This window comes from Pseudomonas graminis (assembly GCF_004364335.1).
Lineage (GTDB): Bacteria > Pseudomonadota > Gammaproteobacteria > Pseudomonadales > Pseudomonadaceae > Aquipseudomonas > Aquipseudomonas graminis_D.
Genome location: NZ_SOCR01000017.1, coordinates 63,473 through 82,990, shown reverse-complemented (window position 1 = coordinate 82,990; position 19,518 = coordinate 63,473). Strand labels below are relative to the sequence as shown.

Annotated in this window: 23 protein-coding genes; 13 read left to right on the top strand and 10 right to left on the bottom strand. The window is 59.9% G+C overall.

The genetic code is table 11. The annotated features are described in order from the left end of the window. Positions 1–21: 21 nt before the first annotated feature. Positions 22–1,302, bottom strand: a complete 1,281-nt coding sequence (locus EC919_RS25450) for a mechanosensitive ion channel family protein (protein WP_133777056.1) — start codon at positions 1,300–1,302, stop codon at positions 22–24. A gap of 180 nt (positions 1,303–1,482) precedes the next feature. Between EC919_RS25450 and EC919_RS25445 the strand changes: the two genes are divergently transcribed. Together EC919_RS25445 and EC919_RS25440 are read left to right on the top strand one after the other, a co-directional pair. Further along, the gene (locus EC919_RS25445) at positions 1,483–2,835 is read left to right on the top strand and encodes a DEAD/DEAH box helicase (RefSeq protein ID WP_074891698.1); all 1,353 of its coding nucleotides are present in this window, start codon (positions 1,483–1,485) and stop codon (positions 2,833–2,835) included. A gap of 125 nt (positions 2,836–2,960) precedes the next feature. Further along, complete coding sequence (locus EC919_RS25440) at positions 2,961–3,284, top strand: hypothetical protein (protein ID WP_133777055.1); 324 nt, start codon at positions 2,961–2,963, stop codon at positions 3,282–3,284. 17 nt (positions 3,285–3,301) lie between these two features. Here EC919_RS25440 and EC919_RS25435 read toward each other — a convergent pair whose 3' ends face one another. The 4 genes from EC919_RS25435 to EC919_RS25420 form a co-directional block, all read right to left on the bottom strand. After that, positions 3,302–4,174 (bottom strand): DUF6279 family lipoprotein, encoded by an 873-nt coding sequence (locus EC919_RS25435; protein WP_133777054.1) that lies wholly within the window; start codon positions 4,172–4,174, stop codon positions 3,302–3,304. Between the two features lie 63 nt (positions 4,175–4,237). After that, positions 4,238–4,981, bottom strand: coding sequence for a TorF family putative porin (locus tag EC919_RS25430; protein WP_133777053.1), 744 nt, complete (start codon positions 4,979–4,981; stop codon positions 4,238–4,240). A gap of 171 nt (positions 4,982–5,152) precedes the next feature. Further along, positions 5,153–5,638, bottom strand: a complete 486-nt coding sequence (locus EC919_RS25425; RefSeq protein ID WP_133777052.1) for a hypothetical protein — start codon at positions 5,636–5,638, stop codon at positions 5,153–5,155. A 186-nt stretch (positions 5,639–5,824) separates the two neighbouring features. Further along, the gene (locus EC919_RS25420) at positions 5,825–6,004 is read right to left on the bottom strand and encodes a hypothetical protein (RefSeq protein ID WP_037012170.1); all 180 of its coding nucleotides are present in this window, start codon (positions 6,002–6,004) and stop codon (positions 5,825–5,827) included. Positions 6,005–6,375: 371 nt separating this feature from the next. Between EC919_RS25420 and EC919_RS25415 the strand changes: the two genes are divergently transcribed. Beyond that, positions 6,376–7,212, top strand: coding sequence for a CvfB family protein (locus EC919_RS25415; protein ID WP_133777051.1), 837 nt, complete (start codon positions 6,376–6,378; stop codon positions 7,210–7,212). Between the two features lie 62 nt (positions 7,213–7,274). On the opposite strand, the gene EC919_RS25410 is transcribed toward EC919_RS25415, so the two are convergent. Beyond that, positions 7,275–7,655 carry a hypothetical protein gene (locus tag EC919_RS25410; RefSeq protein WP_133777050.1) on the bottom strand — a complete coding sequence of 127 codons (381 nt, stop codon included), beginning with the start codon at positions 7,653–7,655 and terminating at the stop codon, positions 7,275–7,277. Positions 7,656–8,349: 694 nt separating this feature from the next. On the opposite strand from EC919_RS25410, the gene EC919_RS25405 reads away from it, so the two are divergent. The 3 genes from EC919_RS25405 to def all read left to right on the top strand — a co-directional run bounded on the left by EC919_RS25405 (position 8,350) and on the right by def (position 10,408). Next, entirely contained in the window at positions 8,350–8,541 is a 192-nt protein-coding gene (locus tag EC919_RS25405) for a CsbD family protein (RefSeq protein ID WP_133777049.1), read from the top strand. A gap of 267 nt (positions 8,542–8,808) precedes the next feature. Further along, positions 8,809–9,807 (top strand): YihY/virulence factor BrkB family protein, encoded by a 999-nt coding sequence (locus EC919_RS25400; RefSeq protein WP_133777048.1) that lies wholly within the window; start codon positions 8,809–8,811, stop codon positions 9,805–9,807. Between the two features lie 61 nt (positions 9,808–9,868). Then, a complete protein-coding gene (gene def / locus EC919_RS25395) occupies positions 9,869–10,408 on the top strand; it encodes a peptide deformylase (protein ID WP_065992704.1) in 540 nt (179 codons plus the stop codon). Between the two features lie 191 nt (positions 10,409–10,599). On the opposite strand, the gene EC919_RS25390 is transcribed toward def, so the two are convergent. Next, complete coding sequence (locus tag EC919_RS25390; RefSeq protein ID WP_133777047.1) at positions 10,600–11,430, bottom strand: class I SAM-dependent methyltransferase; 831 nt, start codon at positions 11,428–11,430, stop codon at positions 10,600–10,602. Between the two features lie 112 nt (positions 11,431–11,542). Then, positions 11,543–11,956 carry a GNAT family N-acetyltransferase gene (locus EC919_RS25385; RefSeq protein WP_133777106.1) on the bottom strand — a complete coding sequence of 138 codons (414 nt, stop codon included), beginning with the start codon at positions 11,954–11,956 and terminating at the stop codon, positions 11,543–11,545. 122 nt (positions 11,957–12,078) lie between these two features. Here EC919_RS25385 and EC919_RS25380 point away from each other — a divergent pair, with 122 nt between their 5' ends. The 7 genes from EC919_RS25380 to EC919_RS25350 all read left to right on the top strand — a co-directional run bounded on the left by EC919_RS25380 (position 12,079) and on the right by EC919_RS25350 (position 17,457). Then, the gene (locus EC919_RS25380; RefSeq protein WP_133777046.1) at positions 12,079–13,020 is read left to right on the top strand and encodes a fatty acid desaturase; all 942 of its coding nucleotides are present in this window, start codon (positions 12,079–12,081) and stop codon (positions 13,018–13,020) included. 29 nt (positions 13,021–13,049) lie between these two features. Then, on the top strand, positions 13,050–13,829 hold the full coding sequence (locus tag EC919_RS25375; RefSeq protein WP_133777045.1) for a phosphate/phosphite/phosphonate ABC transporter substrate-binding protein: 780 nt from the start codon (positions 13,050–13,052) through the stop codon (positions 13,827–13,829). A gap of 117 nt (positions 13,830–13,946) precedes the next feature. Beyond that, positions 13,947–14,456: a sigma-70 family RNA polymerase sigma factor gene (locus EC919_RS25370; RefSeq protein WP_133777044.1), complete on the top strand. Its 510-nt coding sequence runs from the start codon at positions 13,947–13,949 to the stop codon at positions 14,454–14,456. Between the two features lie 73 nt (positions 14,457–14,529). After that, entirely contained in the window at positions 14,530–15,543 is a 1,014-nt protein-coding gene (locus EC919_RS25365) for an ABC transporter substrate-binding protein (protein WP_133777043.1), read from the top strand. Between the two features lie 80 nt (positions 15,544–15,623). Beyond that, positions 15,624–16,175, top strand: a complete 552-nt coding sequence (locus EC919_RS25360) for a GNAT family N-acetyltransferase (RefSeq protein WP_133777105.1) — start codon at positions 15,624–15,626, stop codon at positions 16,173–16,175. Between the two features lie 263 nt (positions 16,176–16,438). Continuing rightward, positions 16,439–16,957 (top strand): hypothetical protein, encoded by a 519-nt coding sequence (locus EC919_RS25355; protein WP_166650629.1) that lies wholly within the window; start codon positions 16,439–16,441, stop codon positions 16,955–16,957. Positions 16,958–17,019: 62 nt separating this feature from the next. Beyond that, a complete protein-coding gene (locus EC919_RS25350) occupies positions 17,020–17,457 on the top strand; it encodes a nucleoside deaminase (protein ID WP_133777042.1) in 438 nt (145 codons plus the stop codon). A gap of 368 nt (positions 17,458–17,825) precedes the next feature. Here EC919_RS25350 and EC919_RS25345 read toward each other — a convergent pair whose 3' ends face one another. Beyond that, positions 17,826–18,428 carry a LysE family translocator gene (locus tag EC919_RS25345; protein ID WP_133777041.1) on the bottom strand — a complete coding sequence of 201 codons (603 nt, stop codon included), beginning with the start codon at positions 18,426–18,428 and terminating at the stop codon, positions 17,826–17,828. Between the two features lie 54 nt (positions 18,429–18,482). Further along, positions 18,483–19,319: an AraC family transcriptional regulator gene (locus EC919_RS25340; protein WP_133777040.1), complete on the bottom strand. Its 837-nt coding sequence runs from the start codon at positions 19,317–19,319 to the stop codon at positions 18,483–18,485. Positions 19,320–19,518 lie beyond the last annotated feature (199 nt).

The following is a 19,518-nucleotide window of genomic DNA, read 5'->3' as shown; positions in this document are numbered from 1 at the left end:
CGTGTTAACGGTTTCAGGTGCTCACTCCACCCCTGCGGGGCTGTCTGGCTTCATCTTCTCCAGCCCCATCCGTAAATCCGCCCCACTCGGCTGTTGATAAACTCCCAGCCCAAACTCCGGCAGCACGGCCAGCAGGTAATCGAAGATATCCCCCTGAATGCGCTCATAGTCGCCCCAACTGGTGGTGCGGGTGAAGCAGTAGATTTCCAGCGGGACACCCTGGGCCGTGGCTTCCATCTGGCGGACCATGCAGGTCATGTCCGGGTGAATATCGACGTGGCTTTTCAGGTACGCCAGTGCGTAGGCGCGGAACGTGCCGATGTTGGTGATGCGACGGCGATTGGCCGACATTTCGGCGACATTGCCCTGCGCTTCGTTCCATGCCTTGAGCTCGGCTTTTTTACGGCCCATGTAATCCGTCAGCAAGCGAACCTGGGTCAGCTTCTGTTCCTCTTCATCGGAGACGAACCGCACGCCGCTGGCGTCGATGAACAGGCTGCGCTTGATCCTGCGCCCACCGGATTGCTGCATGCCGCGCCAGTTTTTGAACGATTCGGACATCAACCGCCAGGTCGGGATCGAGACGATGGTCTTGTCGAAGTTCTGCACCTTGACGGTGTGCAGGGTGATGTCCACCACGTCGCCGTCGGCGCCGACCTGCGGCATTTCGATCCAGTCGCCGACGCGCAGCATGTCGTTGCTGGTCAGTTGCACGCTGGCGACGAAGGACAGCAGGGTGTCTTTGTAAACCAGCAGAATCACCGCCGACATCGCGCCGAGCCCGGAAAGCAGCAATAACGGCGACCGATCAATCAGCGTGGCGACGATGATGATGCCGGCGAACACGTACAGGATCATCTTCGTCAGCTGCACGTAGCCCTTGATCGAGCGGGTGCGGGCGTGTTCGGTGCGCGCATAGATGTCCAGCAATGCGTTGAGCAGCGCGCCGACGGTGAGCATGAGGAAAAGGATGGTGAACGCCAGCGCGATGTTGCCGAGCACGTGATTGGCGGCAGGGCTGAGGTTCGGGACCAGGTTGAGCCCGAATTGAATGACCACCGAAGGTGTGACCTGGGCCAGTCGGTGGAAGACTTTGTTGTGCAGAAAGTCATTGAGCCAGAACAGCGACGGCTGGCGGCTCAGCGCCTTCATGGCGTAGAGGATCACCCATCGCGCCAGGCGCCCTAGCACGAAGGCGGCGATCAGCAGTAACAGCAATCCGGTGATCGTGCGCAGCATTGGCTGGTTTTCCAGCAGCGTCCAGATTTCCTGGGCGCGTAGCCAAAGCGAATGGGTGTCCATGGGCGCTGGATCTCCTGATCAAAAATGGGGGGCGCGATTAGAGCATTGATAGGGAAGCGAGGGCAGGGTAGGCCAAATCCGGTAACAAAATAGGCCCTTTGAGCTAAAGAGACTCGGCGAATCCGGCTTAAACCGGTACCCTATGCGACTGTTTTTTTGTATTACGCCGAGGTAACACCCGTGTTCTCCCAATTCGCCCTGCACGAACGCCTGCTAAAAGCCGTGGCCGAACTCAATTTCGTCGAGCCTACGCCTGTGCAAACAGCGGCCATTCCGCTGGCGCTGGAAGGACACGATCTCCGGGTGACGGCGCAGACCGGCAGCGGCAAGACTGCCGCGTTCGTATTACCGATGCTCAATCGCCTGATGGGCCCGGCCAAGGTTCGCGTCGATATCCGCGCCGTGATCCTGCTGCCGACCCGCGAACTGGCCCAGCAGACGCTCAAGGAAGTGGAGCGTTTCTCCCAGTTCACCTTCATCAAGGCCGGCCTGATCACCGGCGGCGAAGACTTCAAGGTCCAGGCCGCCATGCTGCGCAAGGTCCCGGACATCCTGATTGGTACGCCGGGCCGCCTGCTGGAGCAACTCAACGCCGGCAACCTCGACCTCAAGCAGGTTGAGCTGCTGGTTCTCGATGAAGCCGACCGCATGCTCGACATGGGTTTTGCCGAAGACGTCGAGCGCCTGGCCGGCGAATGCGCCAATCGTCAGCAGACCATGCTGTTCTCGGCCACAACCGGTGGTTCGGGCCTGCGCGAGATGATCGGCAAGGTCCTGAAAGACCCGCAGCATCTGCAAGTCAACAGTGTCAGCGAGCTGGCCCCCGGCACCCGTCAGCAGATCATCACCGCCGACCACAACGTGCACAAGGAACAGGTCCTCAACTGGCTGCTGGCCAACGAGACCTACCAGAAAGCAATCATCTTCACCAACACCCGCGCCATGGCAGACCGCATTTACGGTCGCCTCGTCGCGCTTGAGTACAAAGCCTTCGTGCTGCACGGCGACAAAGACCAGAAGGATCGCAAGCTGGCGATCGATCGTCTGAAGCAGGGCGGCGTGAAGATCCTGGTGGCGACCGATGTCGCGGCCCGTGGCCTGGACGTTGACGGCCTGGACATGGTCATCAACTTCGACATGCCGCGCACCGGCGACGACTACGTTCACCGCATTGGCCGCACCGGCCGTGCCGGTGGCGAAGGTCTGGCGATCTCGCTGATCACCCACGGTGACTGGAACCTGATGTCCAGCATCGAGCGCTACCTGAAGCAGAAGTTCGAGCGCCGCACCATCAAGGAAGTCAAAGGCACCTACACCGGGCCGAAGAAGGTCAAGGCGTCGGGCAAGGCGGTCGGCGTGAAGAAGAAAAAAACCGATGGCAAAGGTGACAAGAAGGGCGATAAAAAGAAAGCTGTCGCCAAGGGCCCGACCAAGCGCAAGTCGGTAAACCGTCCGAAGGCTGAGCCTTTGGTCAGCCAGGACGGGATGGCGCCGCTGAAAAAGCGCGTCACGCGTCCGCCAGTGGCTGAATAAGCCCCTTCTGCCTCCCTGCCAGCCCGCTGAACGGCTGGCCCTCCACCGGGTCACAACCACTGAGCATCAAGCCCGCTGACCGGACGTCACGGGTATTGCCCTGTTGGCCCACTGGAGGTTGAAACATGTCTGAACGATACGACTGGGACCTGATCGAGCGTCTGTTGCACCACGTACAAAACAGCGTCGCAATCGCCGATGCATCAGAAGCGTCTGCCGCAGAATTGAGAGCGTTGTTGCTCGAACGTGGGTTCATTGCCGCCCACACCAGTGGTGATGGCGGGAATGGCGAAGGCGCGACCCTTACGCCTCGAGGCGCGAGCTTGCTGGCGATGATCGACAGCAGCATTCCGGGCAACGACCATCCGCGTCAGGTGCTGGACGAACAGGGGGATGCGCTGGATCCGGAGACCTTTGACGAGGTAGCCGCCAAGGCGCAGATTGCCTGATGCTGAAAGCGTCCTGATCAGGACGCTTTTTTCATGCTCTTGTAGCAACTCAAATCGGTGAAGTCCTTGCGCACGTCTGCGATCTTCGCCAGCAACTTCTGCCGTTGATCCGCCGTACTCTGCGCCATCAGATCCGCAATCAGAGAAATCGCCGCCTGCTCGGTATGGTCGTAGGCTGCGCGGTATTCAGGCGTCCAGAAGGTTTGGCGGTCCTGTAGCAGGCTGGCAATCTTCTGATCGAAATCTGGAGCGTTGCGCTGCTTCACGGCCGCCAACAGCAGTGACTGCCAGTGCGCGCGGTTGTCGATCCATAGTCGGTTCTGCTCGCCCAGCGACGTCGACCATTGCATGACCCGCGCCTGCTGCGCGGCATTCATTTTGCCCATCCAAGGCGTCAGACGTTTCTCCATGCGTTGAGCGCGTTCACTGATCTGCTTATCCAGCGGCTGGTCGACGAACTCGTCCTCATGCTTGCGCAGGTCCTTTGCGAATGCCGCCTGCATCTCGCCCACCTGCTGATCGTCCAGCTGACGCAGCAGCTCGACCGCCGAGGGCGTGATTTCTTTGGAGAGGGTAGCGATGGCTTGCCGTGCTTCGGCGGTGCGCGCCTTGAGCTGCTCCTGGTTGACCTGGTTGTTTTCGACCATCCCTTGCAGACGGTCCAGCCAGTCGAGGTAACCGGGAATCTGGGTGGTGCAGTGCCAGCTCAAGTGCTCTTTCAAGCGCTCATCGAGCCAGTCTTTCTGGGGCGCGTTCATGTCCAGGTAGTCGTTGAGCGACCAGGGAATGATGAAGTCCAGATGCCGATACGTCAGACCAATCTGACTGCACCCCGCCAACAGCGTCAGGCTTAGCCACAGCGAAATAAAGGTCTTCAACACAATGCCCATGACAGCTCCTTGCCGGTTCGTCTCCCCGTTATAGAGCAAGTCAGGTCATGGCGGTTCAACCCATTAGAAAAACGAGCGCACGACCTTGAGCGTGACGGTGCTTTCGCATTGAGTGTTGTGCCCGCTGTAGGCGCTGCAGTCGGCGCCGGTCAGGCTGGAACCGCTGTACATCAGGTTCATGTCCATGCCGAGGACGGGGCGCGACACATTGAACGACCAGTCGCTGTAGGCGTTGACCACGCCGCCGCCATCGATGATGGTGGGTGAGTCGAGCTGGTGGTTGCCGTACTGCATGCGCAGGTCCAGGCCCAGCGGAATCATGCTGCCCAGGTCGAGGAACAGGGTGCTGTCCTGGCGACCCGCGTCAGTGCTGAAGGCGGTGCCGATGCGGCTGTCGAAAATGCGGAAACCGGCGTAGAGCTCGTGGCTGTCGAGCTGATCGGTTTTCGGGTAGCTGTAGCGAATGACGCCAAGCTCATAACCGAGGGTTTTGTCGAAGGGCTTCTTGAACCCCATGTACGAGTCTACTTCCAGCGCGGTGTCAGGGGTCAGCCCTGCGCTGGGCGACCATTGTCCGAAATAGAAACCGCTGTCGTGGGTGAGGTCGAGTCCGCCGTGGAACTTCGAATCGGCACCGCTCGGCGTCACCAGGCCTTGGGCCATGGTGCGGCTGGGCGTGGTGCCGAGCTTGAGGCTGAAGTCGCCCAGCTCCCGCTCGATGACCTGAGCGCTGGCGGCGTGATGCATGAGGGCGGCGCAGGCAAACACCGCACCGGTCCAACGGTTGAAACAGCGAGCATAAGGCATGCTTCACTCCTTTCAGGTTCAGAGGAGTGGGTCGAAGGTATCTATACGGAAGCCGAACGGAAGCCGAATGGCCCGACAAGAACCGCGAGCTAGAGCGTCGCAAGGATACCGCCGATTGGCGCTGTCTCACGACCATTGGTCGATTCGATGCAGATGCGCTGAATGTTGCGATCAGTTCGCGGCGGAAATCAGCTGATTGACGACGATCAACGCTTGGGGGAAAGAGGGGTAACCGCTGGTGGCGACATCGAGTTTTTCGTACCTGGCACGGTAGGCGCGGGCCTTGTCCTGATCTTCCATGCCAGCCCGTTGCGCCTGCAGGGCGATGGCCAGCGGGTAGTTGCGATCGGCTGAATCGTTGAGCCTGGCATCAATCTGTTTCGGGCTGGCGTTCTGACGCAAAAGCAATACTGCCTGGTAAAACTCGGCCTCACCGGTCGTGTCTTCGCGCGCTGCCCGCTCAAGCAAGGCGGCGGCGAGCTCGTCGTTTTCGGCACGACGTTCGTTGATCAGCAGCTTGGCCTGAAGCATGTCGTTCTGATACAGCAGATAGTCGGCGCGGCATGGGCTGCCTGCCACCGAGTTGTCACAACCGTGGGTCGCACAGCCGGTCAGCCCGAGGCTAAGCAGGGCGCCGATGATCATCCGTTTGTTCATATCGGTTTCCGCAAAGACGTCAGCAGATCAGGGCATCGTCCGTTCCATCCCATGACCCAGACGCAGCGGTATCGATGCGCAGTCATGTCACGAGAGTAAAGCAGAGCTTTGTACAGCGAGGGAGCGATAGACCTGGCGCCTTGTGATCAAAGCGCCTGGATGTCGACCGCGGAGGCGGGAGAAAATTTACTTTTTGCCGAGGGAGATCTGTTTGGATGGACCGAAGGTCTGGCCGCTGACACCTTTGGCGATCTGCTGAATCTCGCCACCGGATTTCAGGAAAGCTGCAATTTGTGCGTTGATCGAATCGCTGGTCTCAACCGCAGGAGCTGGCTTGGCTTTCGAGTTGGATGCTTTTACACGCATGGCTGCTATTGACCTATATAAATTTAATACGGCCGGCCATCCTATCGGAATTGGCCGGAAATTGCTTGGGTATTATCGGACGAGGGGAGGGCAGGCGTGTGCGAGAAATAGCAGAATCATTTTCCGAAAATAGCGGCTAAATGACTGTTTTGATTGCGGTGTTCACTCAGGCACTCTGTCGAATCCGGCCACTGTTCAAGGCGGCGACCAGGCTCGACGACCTGACGAATGGCTTGAGCCCGCCACCGCCTGCGCGGCGTCGTTCATCAACCTGTTGATTTGCAACACGGCGCAGCCAACGTCAACTGCCGATCCGGAATGCCCGTCGGAATTCGGGTAGAATGCCGCCCACGTAACGAGGGTATCTGCACATGGCTTTAGTCGGGCGCTACAACAGTTTGCAAGTGGTTAAACACACTAACTTCGGTTTATATCTGGACGGGGCACAAGACGGCGAAATTCTGCTACCCAACCGATATATCCCAAAAGATATTCCCAGCGAAGATGAAGACTGGCTCAACGTCTTTATTTATCTGGACAGCGATGACAAGTTGATCGCCACCACCGAGAAACCCAAGGTTCAGGTCGGTGAATTTGCCAGCCTCAAAGTGGTTGAAGTCAACAGCATCGGCATCTTTCTGGATTGGGGACTGCCGAAGGATCTGCTGCTGCCTTACTCGGAAGAAAAGCAGCCGCTGAAAGCCGGCGACTACTGCGTGGTGCACGTCTACCTCGACAAGCACACCCGCCGCATCACCGCGACCACGCGTCTGGATCGTTATCTGGACAAGGTGCCGGCCAACTATACAGTCGGGCAGGAAGTGGACTTGCTGGTGGCGGAAGAAACCGCGATGGGTTTCAAGGCGATCATCAACAACAAGCACTGGGGCCTGATTCACAAGAACGAGGTGTTCAAGTTCCTGCGGTCCGGCAAGCAGGAAAAAGGCTTCATCAAGGAAGTGCGCAGCGACGGCAACATCAGCCTGAGCCTGCAGCCAGTCGGCGAACAGCTTGCCAGCAGCCTCAACGCGCAGATTCTGGGCAAGTTGCGAGACAACAACGGCGTATTGCCTGTCAGCGACAAGAGCGATCCGCAGGTTATCAGCAACCTGTTCGGCGTCAGCAAAGGCAACTTCAAGAAAGCGATCGGCGCACTGTACAAACAGGGCCAGATCGTCATTCACACAGACCGTATCGAACTGGTCTGACGTGGCACTCGATTGCAGCGCCGGGTAATCGGCGCTGCAATCGTGAAATCAATGCTGGTTGATCATTTCTGCACGAAACTGGCGAAGCTCAGATTTGCGCCGTTCGGGCGCATGTCCTTCAAGTACGAATCCTTGTCAGCCGAGAGCTCCAGGCTCACGGTGGACTTGCGCTTGCCTTCATTGCGAACCACCACCGCGTCTTTCTGATCGCGCAGGAACTTGGTCGTCACCTTCAGGTGAACCAACTCGTCCGTGCTCGGCGTGTGCAGAAGCAGATGCAGCCACTCGTACTGACCCACCGCCAGGCGGCTCATGGGCAAATCAAACCACCAGATATTGCGCTTGGGGTCGAGCACGGCGAAGTGCGTGTTGTTGGTGCCAAGTACGGCGCCGCCGAGCTGTTCATTACGGCGCGCAATGGCCTGCTGCTTATCGAGTTTCATAACATTCCTGGATCACGGTCTCGTCAACCTGGCCCGACGCCCTGAGCGCCGCCGGTTCGGTCGCGCATTCTCCGGGGTTCTCGGGCAAACATAAAGGCAAAATTGGCTTGCGCGACTGGTGTTCCCCGGATGTCAGCGCCTGAACGGGCCTCTTCCCGGCTAAAGCCGGTCCCACTAAAAGCAACCGTGCAGGCAGTGGGACCAGCGGCGCCCGCTGTAGGACCTGCTTCAGCCGGGAAGCCTTTGATTTGCTTAAACGCGCTTTTGATCTTGATCTCCATACGCATAAATCCGAGACACCGCCAATCGCGACTTTGGTGCAGGCTGAACGCAGGTTTCGCGCAGTGGGCCGAGCCGCATGGATGCGGCGAGAGCGCCGTCAGGACATGGATGTCCGTTCGGCGCGGGCCCACGGAGCGAGACCGGAGTGAAGGAACCCGACGAAGTCGGGCCCAACCGAGAGCAGGCACCCTTGGTTACTTGGGGTGCTTTTCCAAGTAACTCGCCGAAGGCGAAACGTTCTGCCGTTAGGCAGGACCTAAGCGAACCACATATCCCCCCAGACGCATGAAAAACCCAAGCCCACGACGCCCAATCAATCCAGTCGCGAAATAATTGGAACCTCTGATTCACGGCTTCGGTCAGTTCTAGTGTCGAGTTAATGACATCCTATTCTCACCCTGGAGTGAACCCTATGAGCAGCACCGGCGATAAAGTCAAAGGCATGGCTAACGAAGCAGTAGGCAACGTCAAGCAGGGCGTCGGCAAAGTGACCGACAACGACAAACTGCGTGCCGAAGGCAAAGCGCAAGAAATCAAAGGCGAAGTCCAACAAACCGTTGGCGACGCAAAAGACGCCGTGAAAAAAGGCGTCGACAAGGTCTGAATCCCTTGCGCCCGGAGCCCGAATGCTCCCGGCGACCTGATTCGCTACACCGTAACGGCCATCCCTTGATGGCCGTTATCATTTGCGTCGCCGACCGCCTGAAACACATCAAATGTAGCCAATACCTCAGGCACCCTGTAAAAAGCCAGCCCGTTCGGGCAACTGACGGAATTTCAACGCAATTGCCCGCTCGTATGCATACCGCTTGTAGAAACGCCTGAATCAATAACCGTGCTTCGGCTACATCTGTGTCGCGAAGGAGACGCCATGATATTCCCGGACTTGCGCCAGCTCAGCATCAAGACAGTGTTGGTCAGAACGGTCAAAGAGTTTCTCGATGACGAGATGTCGACCTATGCCTCGGCACTGGCCTACCAGATGCTGTTTTCGTTGTTCCCGTTCCTGCTCTTCCTCATTGCCCTGATTGGCTTCCTGCACCTGCCGGACTTTTTCAGCTGGCTGCGACTACAGTCCGAACTGGTCCTGCCGCCCCAGGCCCTGGATCAGGTAAACCCGGTCATCGACCAGCTGCAACAGTCAAAGGGTGGGTTGCTGTCAATCGGTATCGTCATTGCGCTGTGGACCGCTTCGGCGGGCGTGCGATTGATGATGAGCGCCATGAACGCCGCGTATGACGTGGCCGAAGCGCGGCCAGCCTGGAAGCGCATCCCGCTGTCAGTGTTCTACACCATCGGTATCGCTGGCATGCTGCTTACGGTTGCCGCGCTTATGGTTACAGGTCCGGTGGTCATGAACTGGCTCGCCGCGCAGATTGGCATGGAAGATTTCATCGTCACGCTGTGGACGATCCTCCGCTGGCCGCTGATCATTCTCCTGCTGATGGTGGCGGTGGCGATCATGTACTACGTCATGCCCGACGTTAAACAGAGCTTCCGCTTCATCACCCCGGGTTCAGTGCTCGCGGTTGTGGTGTGGATTGTTGCTTCGCTGGGCTTTGCCTACTACGTGAAAACCTTCGCCGACTACAACGCCATGTACGGCAGCATTGGGGCGATTATCGTGCTGCTGCTGTATTTCTACATCTCGGCAGCGGTGTTGTTGCTCGGCGCTGAGATGAACGCAGTGATCGAGCACATGTCAGCCGAGGGCAAAGAGAAGGGCGAGAAGGTAGAAGGTGAACGCGATGGCACGGCCGATTTCAATACCGTGCACCTCAAGCAGCACGTTTCAGGTCTCGGTCGCGATCACACCCATGACCACGACTACTCCCCAACGCCGCCGGTACTGAAGACCGACAAATTCTGACCATGCTCAAGGCAGACGGCGTCTCCTTGAGGGCGCCTCTGCCCGTTGCAGAGGGCCCGCAATGATTCGCGAAATTCTGAAAATGGGCGACGAGCGTTTGCTGCGTATCGCACCACCTGTCCCCGAGTCGATGTTCGGTTCCCGTGAGCTGAAGACACTCATCGAGGACATGTTCGAAACCATGGAAAGCGTCGGCGGCGTCGGCTTGGCTGCGCCGCAGATCGGCATCGATCTGCAGCTGGTGATCTTCGGTTTCGAGAGCAGCGATCGTTATCCGGATGCAGAGGCCGTTCCCCAGACCATCCTGCTCAATCCGCTGATCACGCCGCTTGAGCAAACCCTGGAAGAGGGCTGGGAAGGCTGCCTGTCCGTGCCGGGCCTGCGCGGTGTGGTCGATCGCTACGAGCATATCCGCTACGAAGGTTTCGACCCGGACGGCAAGCTCATTCAGCGCGAGGCCCGCGGTTTCCATGCGCGGGTCGTCCAGCATGAATGCGATCACCTGATCGGCCGTCTGTACCCGTCACGCATTACCGATTTCAGCCGCTTTGGCTTTATCGAAGTGCTGTTCCCGGGGATGGACCCGAACGCGGACGAATGACGCTGCAGTTTGAGACGTCCGCCGGATATCGCGCCGACCCTGTAGCTGACTGAACACTGTTTCTGTAGGAGCCGGATTGCTGGCGAACCCACCCTCTCGGCGCTATTTATTTCGCCTCAAACGCCGCCTTCGCCAGCAAGCCGGCTCCTACAGAAGAATGCAGTGCCCCAGCAAGATCGTCTCGACGCCAGTCACTTCACCGGCTTGATGAACCGCAGTGTCATGCGATCGGATTCGCCTATCGCCAAAAACTTCGCCTTGTCCTGCTCACCTTTGACCAACGCCGGCGGCAGTGTCCAGACCCCGTCGGGGTAGTCCTTGGTGTCTTTGGGGTTGGCGTTGATTTCGCTCTCGCCCGCCAACGTGAAGCCTGCGTTCTGCGCCAGTTTCACCACGTAATCCGTCGGCAGGTAGCCGTTCTGCGCATTGTCCTTCGCGGTCGTGCCGGGTTTGGCCCGGTGGTCGACCACGCCGAGCGTCCCGCCCGGTTTCAATACCTCGTAAAACGCCTTGAACGTCGCCGCTTCGTTGCCGGCGTCGACCCAGTTGTGCACGTTGCGAAAGGTCAGCACGGTGTCGGCCGAGCCTGGCTTGCCGAAGACCGGTGCCTGGGGCGCGTAGGCCACGACCTCGACCTTGCCGTAATGCGCTGGGTCGGCCGCGTATTTGTGCTTCAGGCTGTCGGCGGATTTTTTCGCCTCATCGCTGGTGGCGGGGTCGACGATCGCAGCCACGTAATGGCCTTTGTCTTTGAGCAGCGGCGCCAACAGTTCGCTGTACCAGCCATTGCCCGGGGTGATTTCGATGACTGTCTGATCAGGACGCAGGCCAAAAAATGTCAGGGTCTGCTCGGGATGACGGTATTGGTCGCGGGCCGCATTTTGCGGCACTCGCCAGTTGCCGCCCAGCACGGTCGCGAACTGCTCGTGACTGACGGTGGATTCGGGCGCAGCACTCGCCGCCGCCGCCAAGTCCGTTGCCGAAAGTGCCGCGAGAGAGAAAATCATAAGCGCCGGCTTCATGTGCATCCTGCTCGATCAAGAAATGTTCGGCGAGGCTAGCACGCAAGGCCGGTCACTCGATGGCACATTTGGTTTGGTTTACCGCAGGAAAGGTTCTAAGCCTGCCAGCCGGTCAATCAGCGCTGCGCACAAGCGAGATCAACCGCTTGGTCTGTTGATAACGCGCCAGCCGCGCGGCCAGTTCCTGCGGCAACTCCGTTACCTCAACGAAGCCGATCCGCTGATAAAACCCACGCAACTCAGGCTCGCAGAACAACCAGACGTTTCCTGCAACCGACGTCAGCGCAGCGACGATCAACCCTGCCGCCACACCCCGCCCGCGCTCGTCCGGCGCAACAAACAGCCCGGTCAACCAGTGCCCGCCATCAACCGGCGTCAGGCACAGGGCGCCAACAATGTCCGGCCGGCGCGCCACCCACACCTGCGCCTCGCCCCTGGCGCGCATGGGCGAGCGATGGGCGCGGTAGAACTTGTCCAGCAACGGACGCTGCAAAGCGGGAAGGAGCAAAAACTGGATGTCGGGCATGGGCGGCGGCGTCGGGTTGAGGGTGGGTTCGGCGCATCGTTCTACCGTCATAACCAATCGATCTACAAGTTTTTCCTGCCTCGTTGCACAACCGGTTATCAGCCCGAATGCAGGAACCGGCAATGCCCAATTACCTGGACGATGCGCAGCGCGAAGAGATCAAGCGCCTGCGCGCAAGCTTCACAGGCCGCACGGAATGGCCGACCTGGTTGCTGCTTATCGGCGTGTACGCAGGCTGGCCGACGTTGCTGCTTGCCAGCCCGCACCTGGGCGTCTGGCCGACAACGCTGTTGATGATCCCGCTGCTGGTGCTGTGGATGTCCGTGCAACATGAGGTGCTGCACGGCCACCCGACGCGTTCATTGCGACTGAACAAAGTGCTCGGTTACGCGCCGTTTGCGGTGTGGTACCCGTACACGCTGTACCGCGACACCCATTTGCAGCACCACTGCGACGAAGATTTGACCGTTCCCGGTCGCGATCCGGAAAGCCGTTACCTGAGTCAGTTGCACTGGAAACAGACCGGCAAGCTGATGCGTTTCTTGCGCTGGCTCGACAAGACCCCGCCCGGGCGTCTGGTGTTTGGCGTGCCGTTGGCGCTGAGCAGTCTGATCGTTGGGGAAACCCGGCGATTGCTGCGTGGCGAGCGTCAGGCCTGGGCGATGTGGTCGACCCATGGCGGGTTGCTGGTGCTGATGTTTTTGTTCATCGAGCATCACAGCGCGATCTCGGCGGCGCATTACGTGATCTTCTGCAGCGTGCCGGCGCTGGCAGTGTCAATGGTTCGCTCGTATTACGAGCATCGTCCGGGCGAGCAACCCCAGGAGCGCACAGTCATCAACGAAGCCTCATGGCCGTGGGCCTGGCTGTTCTTGAATCTGAACCTGCACCTCGTGCACCACGACTTGCCCGGCTTGTCGTGGTATCACATGCCCGTCGTCTATCGGGCGCGGCGTGAGGAGTGGCTGGCACGCAGCGGCGGTTTTCTGGTGGCAGGTTACGCGGAACTCTTTCGTCGCCACAGCTTCAATCCTATCGATAGCCCGCAACATCCCTACGTCTAAAACCCTACGTCTGACACGGAAGACGGAACATGCCCCAAGGCTTCGCCGAACTGTTGATGTACGTCGCGCCCCCGCGCATTCGGCAGGCGCACGAGCAGTGGCTGAAACGAACAGTGGAAATCCTCGGCGTGGAGCGTCTCGATGCGCAGGCTCTGGATCTGAAGGCGCTGTGGCTGTCGCCGCACTTGCTGCTGACGCAAACCTGCGGCTATCCGCTGATGACGGAGTTACAGGGCAAGGTTCAGGTGGTCGGTCGTCCCGTTTATGAGTTGCCCCACAGCGGCGGTGGCAACCACTGCAGCCTGTTGATTGCCCGCGCGGATGATCCGCGTCAGGCCCTCGTCGAATTCAGGGGCAGTCATGGCCTGCTTAATTCACGGGATTCCAATTCCGGCATGAACCTGTTTCGCCACGCCCTGGCGCCGCTGCAACAGAATGGGACGTTCTTTGCGGATGTCACGCTCACCGGTGGCCATCGCAACAGCCTCGCCGCGATCAAAGCGGGTGAGGGCGATCTGGCCGCCATCGACAGCGTGACCTTCGACTACCTGGCCCGCGATGCCAGCGAGGAAGTCGCCGGTGTGAAAGTGATCGCTCGTACGGCGGACGGGCCGTGCCTGCCCTACATCACGCGGCTGGGCGCCGATGCCGATGTCATTCGCGCGGCGATGAATCAAGCGCTCAACGAACGTCCCGATGTCGCCCACGTGTTGGCGATCGGCGAAGTGCTGCCGGCGAGCGAGGACGATTACCGGGTGCTGCTCGACTACCAGCAGCAGGCTGTATCCCTGGGATTGCCATCGCTTTAGTTATTCCTTGGCGATCTATAAGAATCACTTTTAAGTATTTTTACTGCATAACTGCGCTTGCTAGCATGGCCTCTCGGAAAGTCCCGATGATAAGAATTTCAGGGCAGGGGATGTCTTATGGCTGGCGCCGATGTTTTGCATCGCCACTACCTCAGCGAGCTGTTTTTGCAACACCACTCGTGGCTGTGCCTGCGCTTGCGCCGGCTGCTTGACTCAGAGCAGAGCGCCGAAGACGTTGCGTCCGAAACCTTCCTGCAACTGCTGGCCTCGCCCAACGTTGTGCCGATTCGCGACCCCCGCGCGCTCCTGACTACCATTGCTCAGCGACTGGTGTATGAGCGCTGGCGGCGACGCGATCAGGAGCGCGACTATCTGGAAGGGCTGGCACGAGAAGCAGAGATCCCCTACGCCTCGGCAGAGAGCCACGCCGCTACACTGCAGATGCTCGACCGTCTGGATCGGCGTCTTGATCGCCTGCCTGCGAAAATCAAAACAACCTTCGTGCTCTCCCGTCGCGGCGGTCTGACCTACCCTGAAATCGCCACGCACCTGGGCATTTCCCGGCGTTCGGTGAGCGACTATATAGATCAGGCTGAAACCTGTTGCCGCCGCGCTTGTCTGGAATAGGACGTGTGCTGTGCCGGGCCGACTGTGCCAAACCGTTTGAGCTCCTCCCATCCCCGAGCGACGAGAGACATCCATGACACCAATCAAAAAACTGCTGGGCGGCTCGCTGCTGGCACTGGCTGCCCTGACGGGCTCGGCGTACGGCGCAGAAAAAACCGCGCCGATTCATTTCGGTGACATTACTTGGGAGAGCGGCAGCCTGATCACCGAAATCCTGCGCACCATCGTGGAAAAAGGTTACGGCTATCCCACCGACACACTGCCCGGCAGCACAGTGAGCCTGGAAGCGGCGCTGGCGAAGAACGATATTCAGGTGATCGGCGAAGAGTGGGCCGGCCGCAGCCCTGCGTGGGTCAAGGCCGAGGCCGAAGGCAAGGTCCACGGTCTGGGCAATATCGTCAAAGGCGCAACCGAGGGCTGGTGGGTACCGGAATTCGTTATCAAGGGCGACCCGGAACGCGGCATCAAACCGCTGGCGCCGGACCTGAAATCGGTATCGGACCTGCCCAAGTACAAAGACGTGTTCAAGGACCCGGAATCCCCGGACAAGGGCCGCTTCCTCAACAGCCCGACCGGCTGGACCTCGGAGATCGTCAACACCCAGAAGCTCAAGGCCTACAAGCTCAACGACAGCTACGTGAACTTCCGCACCGGTTCCGGCGCGGCGCTGGATGCTGAAGTCGCGTCGTCGATCCGCCGCGGCAAGCCGGTGTTGTTCTATTACTGGTCGCCGACGCCGCTGCTGGGTCGCTTCAAACTGATCAAGCTGGAAGAGCCGCCGTTCAACGAAGCCGCCTGGAAAACCCTCGCCGACGCCAGCAATCCCAACCCGATTGGTTCCAGCTCACTGGCTGCACACCTGGCCATCGGCGTGTCGGAACCATTCCGCCAGCAGTACCCGGACCTGGTGAGCTTCTTCGAGAAGGTGGACCTGCCCATCGACCAGTTGAACAAAACCCTGGGCGAGATGAGCGAGAAACGTCAGGAACCAAGCGTCGTGGCGAAGAGCTTCCTCAAGGATCACCCGGAAGTCTGGACCGCCTGGGTGCCAAGTGAGGTTGCCAGCAAGGTGAAGGCCGGCCTGTAAGCGCTTTCCCGTCTAACCGTGGGACAAGCGGGCTGCCCCTTGTCCCACAGGCAACTCTGTTCATGCACGAGTCGCACTTCATGAACTCCTCCTTCATTCCCCTTCACACGAAACGCCTGATCCTGCGCGAACTCACGCCGGACGACACCCCGGCGCTGGCGCAAATCCTGGGCGATCCCGAGGTGATGCGACATTCGGTGGCGGGCGTGTTGTCGGAAAAGGCCACCGGGGAGTTCATCGACTGGTGCCGGATTTCCTACCGTGAACGCGGATTTGGTCCTTGGGCAGTGGTGGAGAAATCCACCTCAACCCTGGCCGGCTTCTGCGGTCTTAATGCCGAACTCGTCGATGAGAAGGACGAGATCGAGATTGGCTACCGACTCGCCACCGGGTTCTGGGGGAGAGGGCTGGGCACCGAGGCGGCGCGCAGCGCTCTGGCCTATGGCTTTGAACAACTGCAGGTGTCGTCGCTGATCGCCATCGTCCAGCCGACTAATTTTGCATCGGTCAATGTGATCAAAAAACTCGGGTTCGGCGGGTTCGTCCACAGTCAGTATCATCGCCAGGGCGTAAGGATTTATCGCATGACGGCGCAGCAATGGGCGTTGGGTGGTTCAGCAGAATTGTCGTGAGACCTTCCCGGCTAAAGCCGGTCCCACAAGGTACGCGATCCCTGTAGCACCGGCTTGTTCAAGACCCCGTAGGACCGGGTTTAGCCGGGAAGAGGCCAGCGCAGGCACTCTTGATTTTGTGGCGTGACATCCGACGCCTTCCCGGCTAAAGCCAGTCCTGCAAGTTACCTGCGCAGTCGGGATGGATATCTCGCCCCTCAACTGTTAGCGTCCAGCTGACAATCAAAGCGTTGATCGCCGATAAAAAGTCGCCGGGAGAGGACATGGGAAATTGCAGATCGACAGCGTTGACGATGATGAGGGCGTCACTCGGCCTGACGTTGATGGGCCTGATGACGCTGCAGAATATGACGCTGGCCGGCGAAACCGCACCTGCCCCCGTGGCTGGGGATTCCGCGCTGACCTTTGTGCAGGATAAGCATCTGGGCGAGAGCCTGGGCTGGCTGGGTTACCAAGTCGCTTCCCACACAGTGACCTTCGCCACGATCGTCGAGACCGTCGGCCGCACCAAGGCGCAGGAAATCGTGCAGGACGAACTGCAAAGCCTGCAGCCGCAGTATCAGCAGGAATGGGACCGCAACCTCGCGGCTGCCTACGCCTCATCCTTCAGCCCCGAGGAGCTGCAGGCCCTGGACGCCGCAGACCCGGCGCCGGACGTCGCCAACAAATTCCGCAACAAGCAGCGCGATGTCGGCGCTGACATGAAGGACCGCTCCAGCGAGCTGCTCAAGGTTTACGTGTCCACCGCGCTGGACAATGCGCTGAAAAAAGCCAAGCCTTGAGCGCTCGTTTTATCTGATGCGTTTTTTTCGATCATCCCCTGTCACGAAGGAAAGGAGAGACCATGGACCCGTTCATGCAAGCGGCCATTGATGAGGCGCAGAAGGGCCTCGATGAAGGCGGTATTCCGATCGGCTCGGTCATCGTCCACGACGGCAAGATCATCGGCCGTGGCCACAATCGCCGCGTCCAGGAAGGCAGCGCCATCAAACACGGCGAAATGGACGCCTTCGAAAATGCCGGCCGCCAGCCCGCTCGCGTTTACCGCGAAGCCACGCTCTACACGACCCTGTCGCCCTGCGCGATGTGCAGCGGCGCGATCCTGCTGTACGGCATCCGCAAAATCATCGTCGGCGAACACGAGACGTTCTTGGGCGAAGAAGAGCTGCTCAAGTCCCGTGGCGTGCAGGTAGAGGTGCTGCACAACGAGACGTGCGTGGGCTTGATGAAGCAGTTCATTGCCGACAAGCCCGAGCTGTGGAATGAGGACATCGGCGAGTAGTCAGCGTCACTCCACGGGATTGAGGTTTGATTCGATAACTCGGCAAATCAGCAGGACTTGTAAGGGGCCCAGCTGTCCTGACGCAGCGCCGTCACGCCGCTAACATCGGCCATGTGTGAGTGAGCTTGCTTGCAAAGAGGCCGTGTTCCAGCGTCAGGTACAGAACCTGTGGGAGTCAGTTTGCTGACGAATGCGGTGGGGCAGGCGAGAGAGATGGCGCAGGCAGACCGCCTTCGCGAGCAAGCTCGCTCCCACAGTCCGTGCATCGGCAGGTAAATTCGCGGGGTTGCATCGACGATGACCGAGGCGTGCCGCTGAGTCCCATATCCAGCAGATCCTTCAGAAACATCCAATGTTCCTTCCACCCATCACACCACCAACGTCAACCACGCCGACACCAGCAACAACACCGCCATCCCTTGATTGAAGCGCTTCATACTCCGCGCCGAGCGGCAGAATTTGGCGGCGCTGACGCCCAGGTAGGCCCAGGCGCTCATGCACGGGATCGACATCAGGAAGAACGCCAGCGACAGCCACATCACTCGCAGCATGCGGTCGGCGTCGGTGCCTGCAAAGACGCTGACCACGGCGAGCGCCATCATCCAGGTTTTCGGGTTGACCAGTTGCAGGCTCGCCGCGCCCCACAGGCCCAGTGTCGGACCGCTGCGCTGTTGCGTCGTGTCTATCGCCTCGGCGGGCGCGCTGAAAATCTGCCACGCCAGCCAGGTCAGCCAGGCGATGCCGACCCATGACATAAGCGTTTGCACCTGTCGATGCCGCGCCAGCACATCGCCCAATCCGGTGCCGACCATCAGCACCAGCAATGCCGCACCGGCGCAGGCCCCGAGGACAATCGGCAATGTGCGCAGCAGGCCGTAGCGCGAGCTGTTGGTCAGTACCAGAATGTTCGTCGGGCCAGGCGTGATGGATGCGACGAAGGCGAACAGCAGAAAGGGCAGGAGGGTTTGCATAAGGCCACTCGGCGGTCATTGATTGTGGGGCAATGATCGGCGCGCCGTGGGCGGTCAGTCTGGAACGTTTGAGCAGCGTCGGCGATAGTCCGCCGGGGTCATGCGATAGGCGCGCTGGAACCAGCGGCCCAGATGGCTTTGATCGGCGAAACCCAGCGCAGCCGCGACGCTGACAGGCGCTTCGCCCCGCGCCAGCAGATGCCGGGCGCGGGTCAGGCGCAACTGGATCAGGTAGGCATGGGGCGCCAGGCCGAAGGCTGCCTTGAACGCGCGACTCAGGCGGAAACGGTCAACGCCGGTCACCTGCGCCAGATCGTCCAGGCCGATGTCCTGATGCAAGTGGCTGTGCAGATAATCCCGCGCTCGCTGGGCCACCAGCGGCAAGCGCGGATCAGGGTCGATCAGGGTGCGCCAGCGCAAGTGGCTGGTCAGGTTGGCGAGCAGGTGATCCAGCGCGGTCTGGCGGACGATGCGCAGTTCGTCGTGGTGCATCGCTTCGAAGGCATTGGCGGTGGCTGTGGCGAGGCGCGGGTCTTCCGCCAGCGTCGCCGCGAAGCTCAGCTGGGCGTTGTCCGGCGCTTCTTCAAACTGCGCGCGCAATTCCCGGTCCAGCCAGCGCGGGTCCAGGTACAAGGTGCGGTAGGTAAAGCCACCCGCTTCCGGGGCAGTGCCGTCGTGGATGTCGCCCGGCTCAAGCAGGAACACCTTGCCCGGCGTGCTGTTGTGCTGCTGTCGACGGCAGTTGAATTGCTGCAGACCCTGTTCGGTGATGCCCACCAGATAGCTGTCGTGCCAGTGCGGATCGTAGGCATGGCCCTCGAAATGCGCGCGCACTGTCTCGATGCCGGACGTGGCGTCCTGCTTGAGCTCGATCCAGTTGCGGTCGGACATCGCGGCCTCGTTGATTGGGCTGTGCGGGTGGCAAGTCTTGGACGGCGCGGGTTGGCAGTCGGTGCAGTCAGGTTATCGCGCAGCTTACGGCAGGTCTGGAAGAATTGTGCAGCAGGCGACAAATTGCTCAGTCCTGCCTCTGCATGTCGCCGCGCCACGCATTTGTAGGAGCGCGCTTGCCCGCGAACGCAGTGTGTCT

What these genes read in the sequence shown, in the direction of transcription:
- EC919_RS25450 (WP_133777056.1), bottom strand. Translation starts at nt 1,302, where the DNA reads ATGGACACCCATTCGCTTTGGCTACGCGCCCAGGAAATCTGGACGCTG.
- EC919_RS25440 (WP_133777055.1), top strand. Translation starts at nt 2,961, where the DNA reads ATGTCTGAACGATACGACTGGGACCTGATCGAGCGTCTGTTGCACCAC.
- EC919_RS25435 (WP_133777054.1), bottom strand. Translation starts at nt 4,174, where the DNA reads ATGGGCATTGTGTTGAAGACCTTTATTTCGCTGTGGCTAAGCCTGACG.
- EC919_RS25430 (WP_133777053.1), bottom strand. Translation starts at nt 4,981, where the DNA reads ATGCCTTATGCTCGCTGTTTCAACCGTTGGACCGGTGCGGTGTTTGCC.
- EC919_RS25425 (WP_133777052.1), bottom strand. Translation starts at nt 5,638, where the DNA reads ATGAACAAACGGATGATCATCGGCGCCCTGCTTAGCCTCGGGCTGACC.
- EC919_RS25420 (WP_037012170.1), bottom strand. Translation starts at nt 6,004, where the DNA reads ATGCGTGTAAAAGCATCCAACTCGAAAGCCAAGCCAGCTCCTGCGGTT.
- EC919_RS25415 (WP_133777051.1), top strand. Translation starts at nt 6,376, where the DNA reads ATGGCTTTAGTCGGGCGCTACAACAGTTTGCAAGTGGTTAAACACACT.
- EC919_RS25410 (WP_133777050.1), bottom strand. Translation starts at nt 7,655, where the DNA reads ATGAAACTCGATAAGCAGCAGGCCATTGCGCGCCGTAATGAACAGCTC.
- EC919_RS25405 (WP_133777049.1), top strand. Translation starts at nt 8,350, where the DNA reads ATGAGCAGCACCGGCGATAAAGTCAAAGGCATGGCTAACGAAGCAGTA.
- EC919_RS25400 (WP_133777048.1), top strand. Translation starts at nt 8,809, where the DNA reads ATGATATTCCCGGACTTGCGCCAGCTCAGCATCAAGACAGTGTTGGTC.
- def (WP_065992704.1), top strand. Translation starts at nt 9,869, where the DNA reads ATGATTCGCGAAATTCTGAAAATGGGCGACGAGCGTTTGCTGCGTATC.
- EC919_RS25390 (WP_133777047.1), bottom strand. Translation starts at nt 11,430, where the DNA reads ATGAAGCCGGCGCTTATGATTTTCTCTCTCGCGGCACTTTCGGCAACG.
- EC919_RS25385 (WP_133777106.1), bottom strand. Translation starts at nt 11,956, where the DNA reads ATGCCCGACATCCAGTTTTTGCTCCTTCCCGCTTTGCAGCGTCCGTTG.
- EC919_RS25380 (WP_133777046.1), top strand. Translation starts at nt 12,079, where the DNA reads ATGCCCAATTACCTGGACGATGCGCAGCGCGAAGAGATCAAGCGCCTG.
- EC919_RS25375 (WP_133777045.1), top strand. Translation starts at nt 13,050, where the DNA reads ATGCCCCAAGGCTTCGCCGAACTGTTGATGTACGTCGCGCCCCCGCGC.
- EC919_RS25370 (WP_133777044.1), top strand. Translation starts at nt 13,947, where the DNA reads ATGGCTGGCGCCGATGTTTTGCATCGCCACTACCTCAGCGAGCTGTTT.
- EC919_RS25365 (WP_133777043.1), top strand. Translation starts at nt 14,530, where the DNA reads ATGACACCAATCAAAAAACTGCTGGGCGGCTCGCTGCTGGCACTGGCT.
- EC919_RS25360 (WP_133777105.1), top strand. Translation starts at nt 15,624, where the DNA reads ATGAACTCCTCCTTCATTCCCCTTCACACGAAACGCCTGATCCTGCGC.
- EC919_RS25355 (WP_166650629.1), top strand. Translation starts at nt 16,439, where the DNA reads ATGGGAAATTGCAGATCGACAGCGTTGACGATGATGAGGGCGTCACTC.
- EC919_RS25350 (WP_133777042.1), top strand. Translation starts at nt 17,020, where the DNA reads ATGGACCCGTTCATGCAAGCGGCCATTGATGAGGCGCAGAAGGGCCTC.
- EC919_RS25345 (WP_133777041.1), bottom strand. Translation starts at nt 18,428, where the DNA reads ATGCAAACCCTCCTGCCCTTTCTGCTGTTCGCCTTCGTCGCATCCATC.
- EC919_RS25340 (WP_133777040.1), bottom strand. Translation starts at nt 19,319, where the DNA reads ATGTCCGACCGCAACTGGATCGAGCTCAAGCAGGACGCCACGTCCGGC.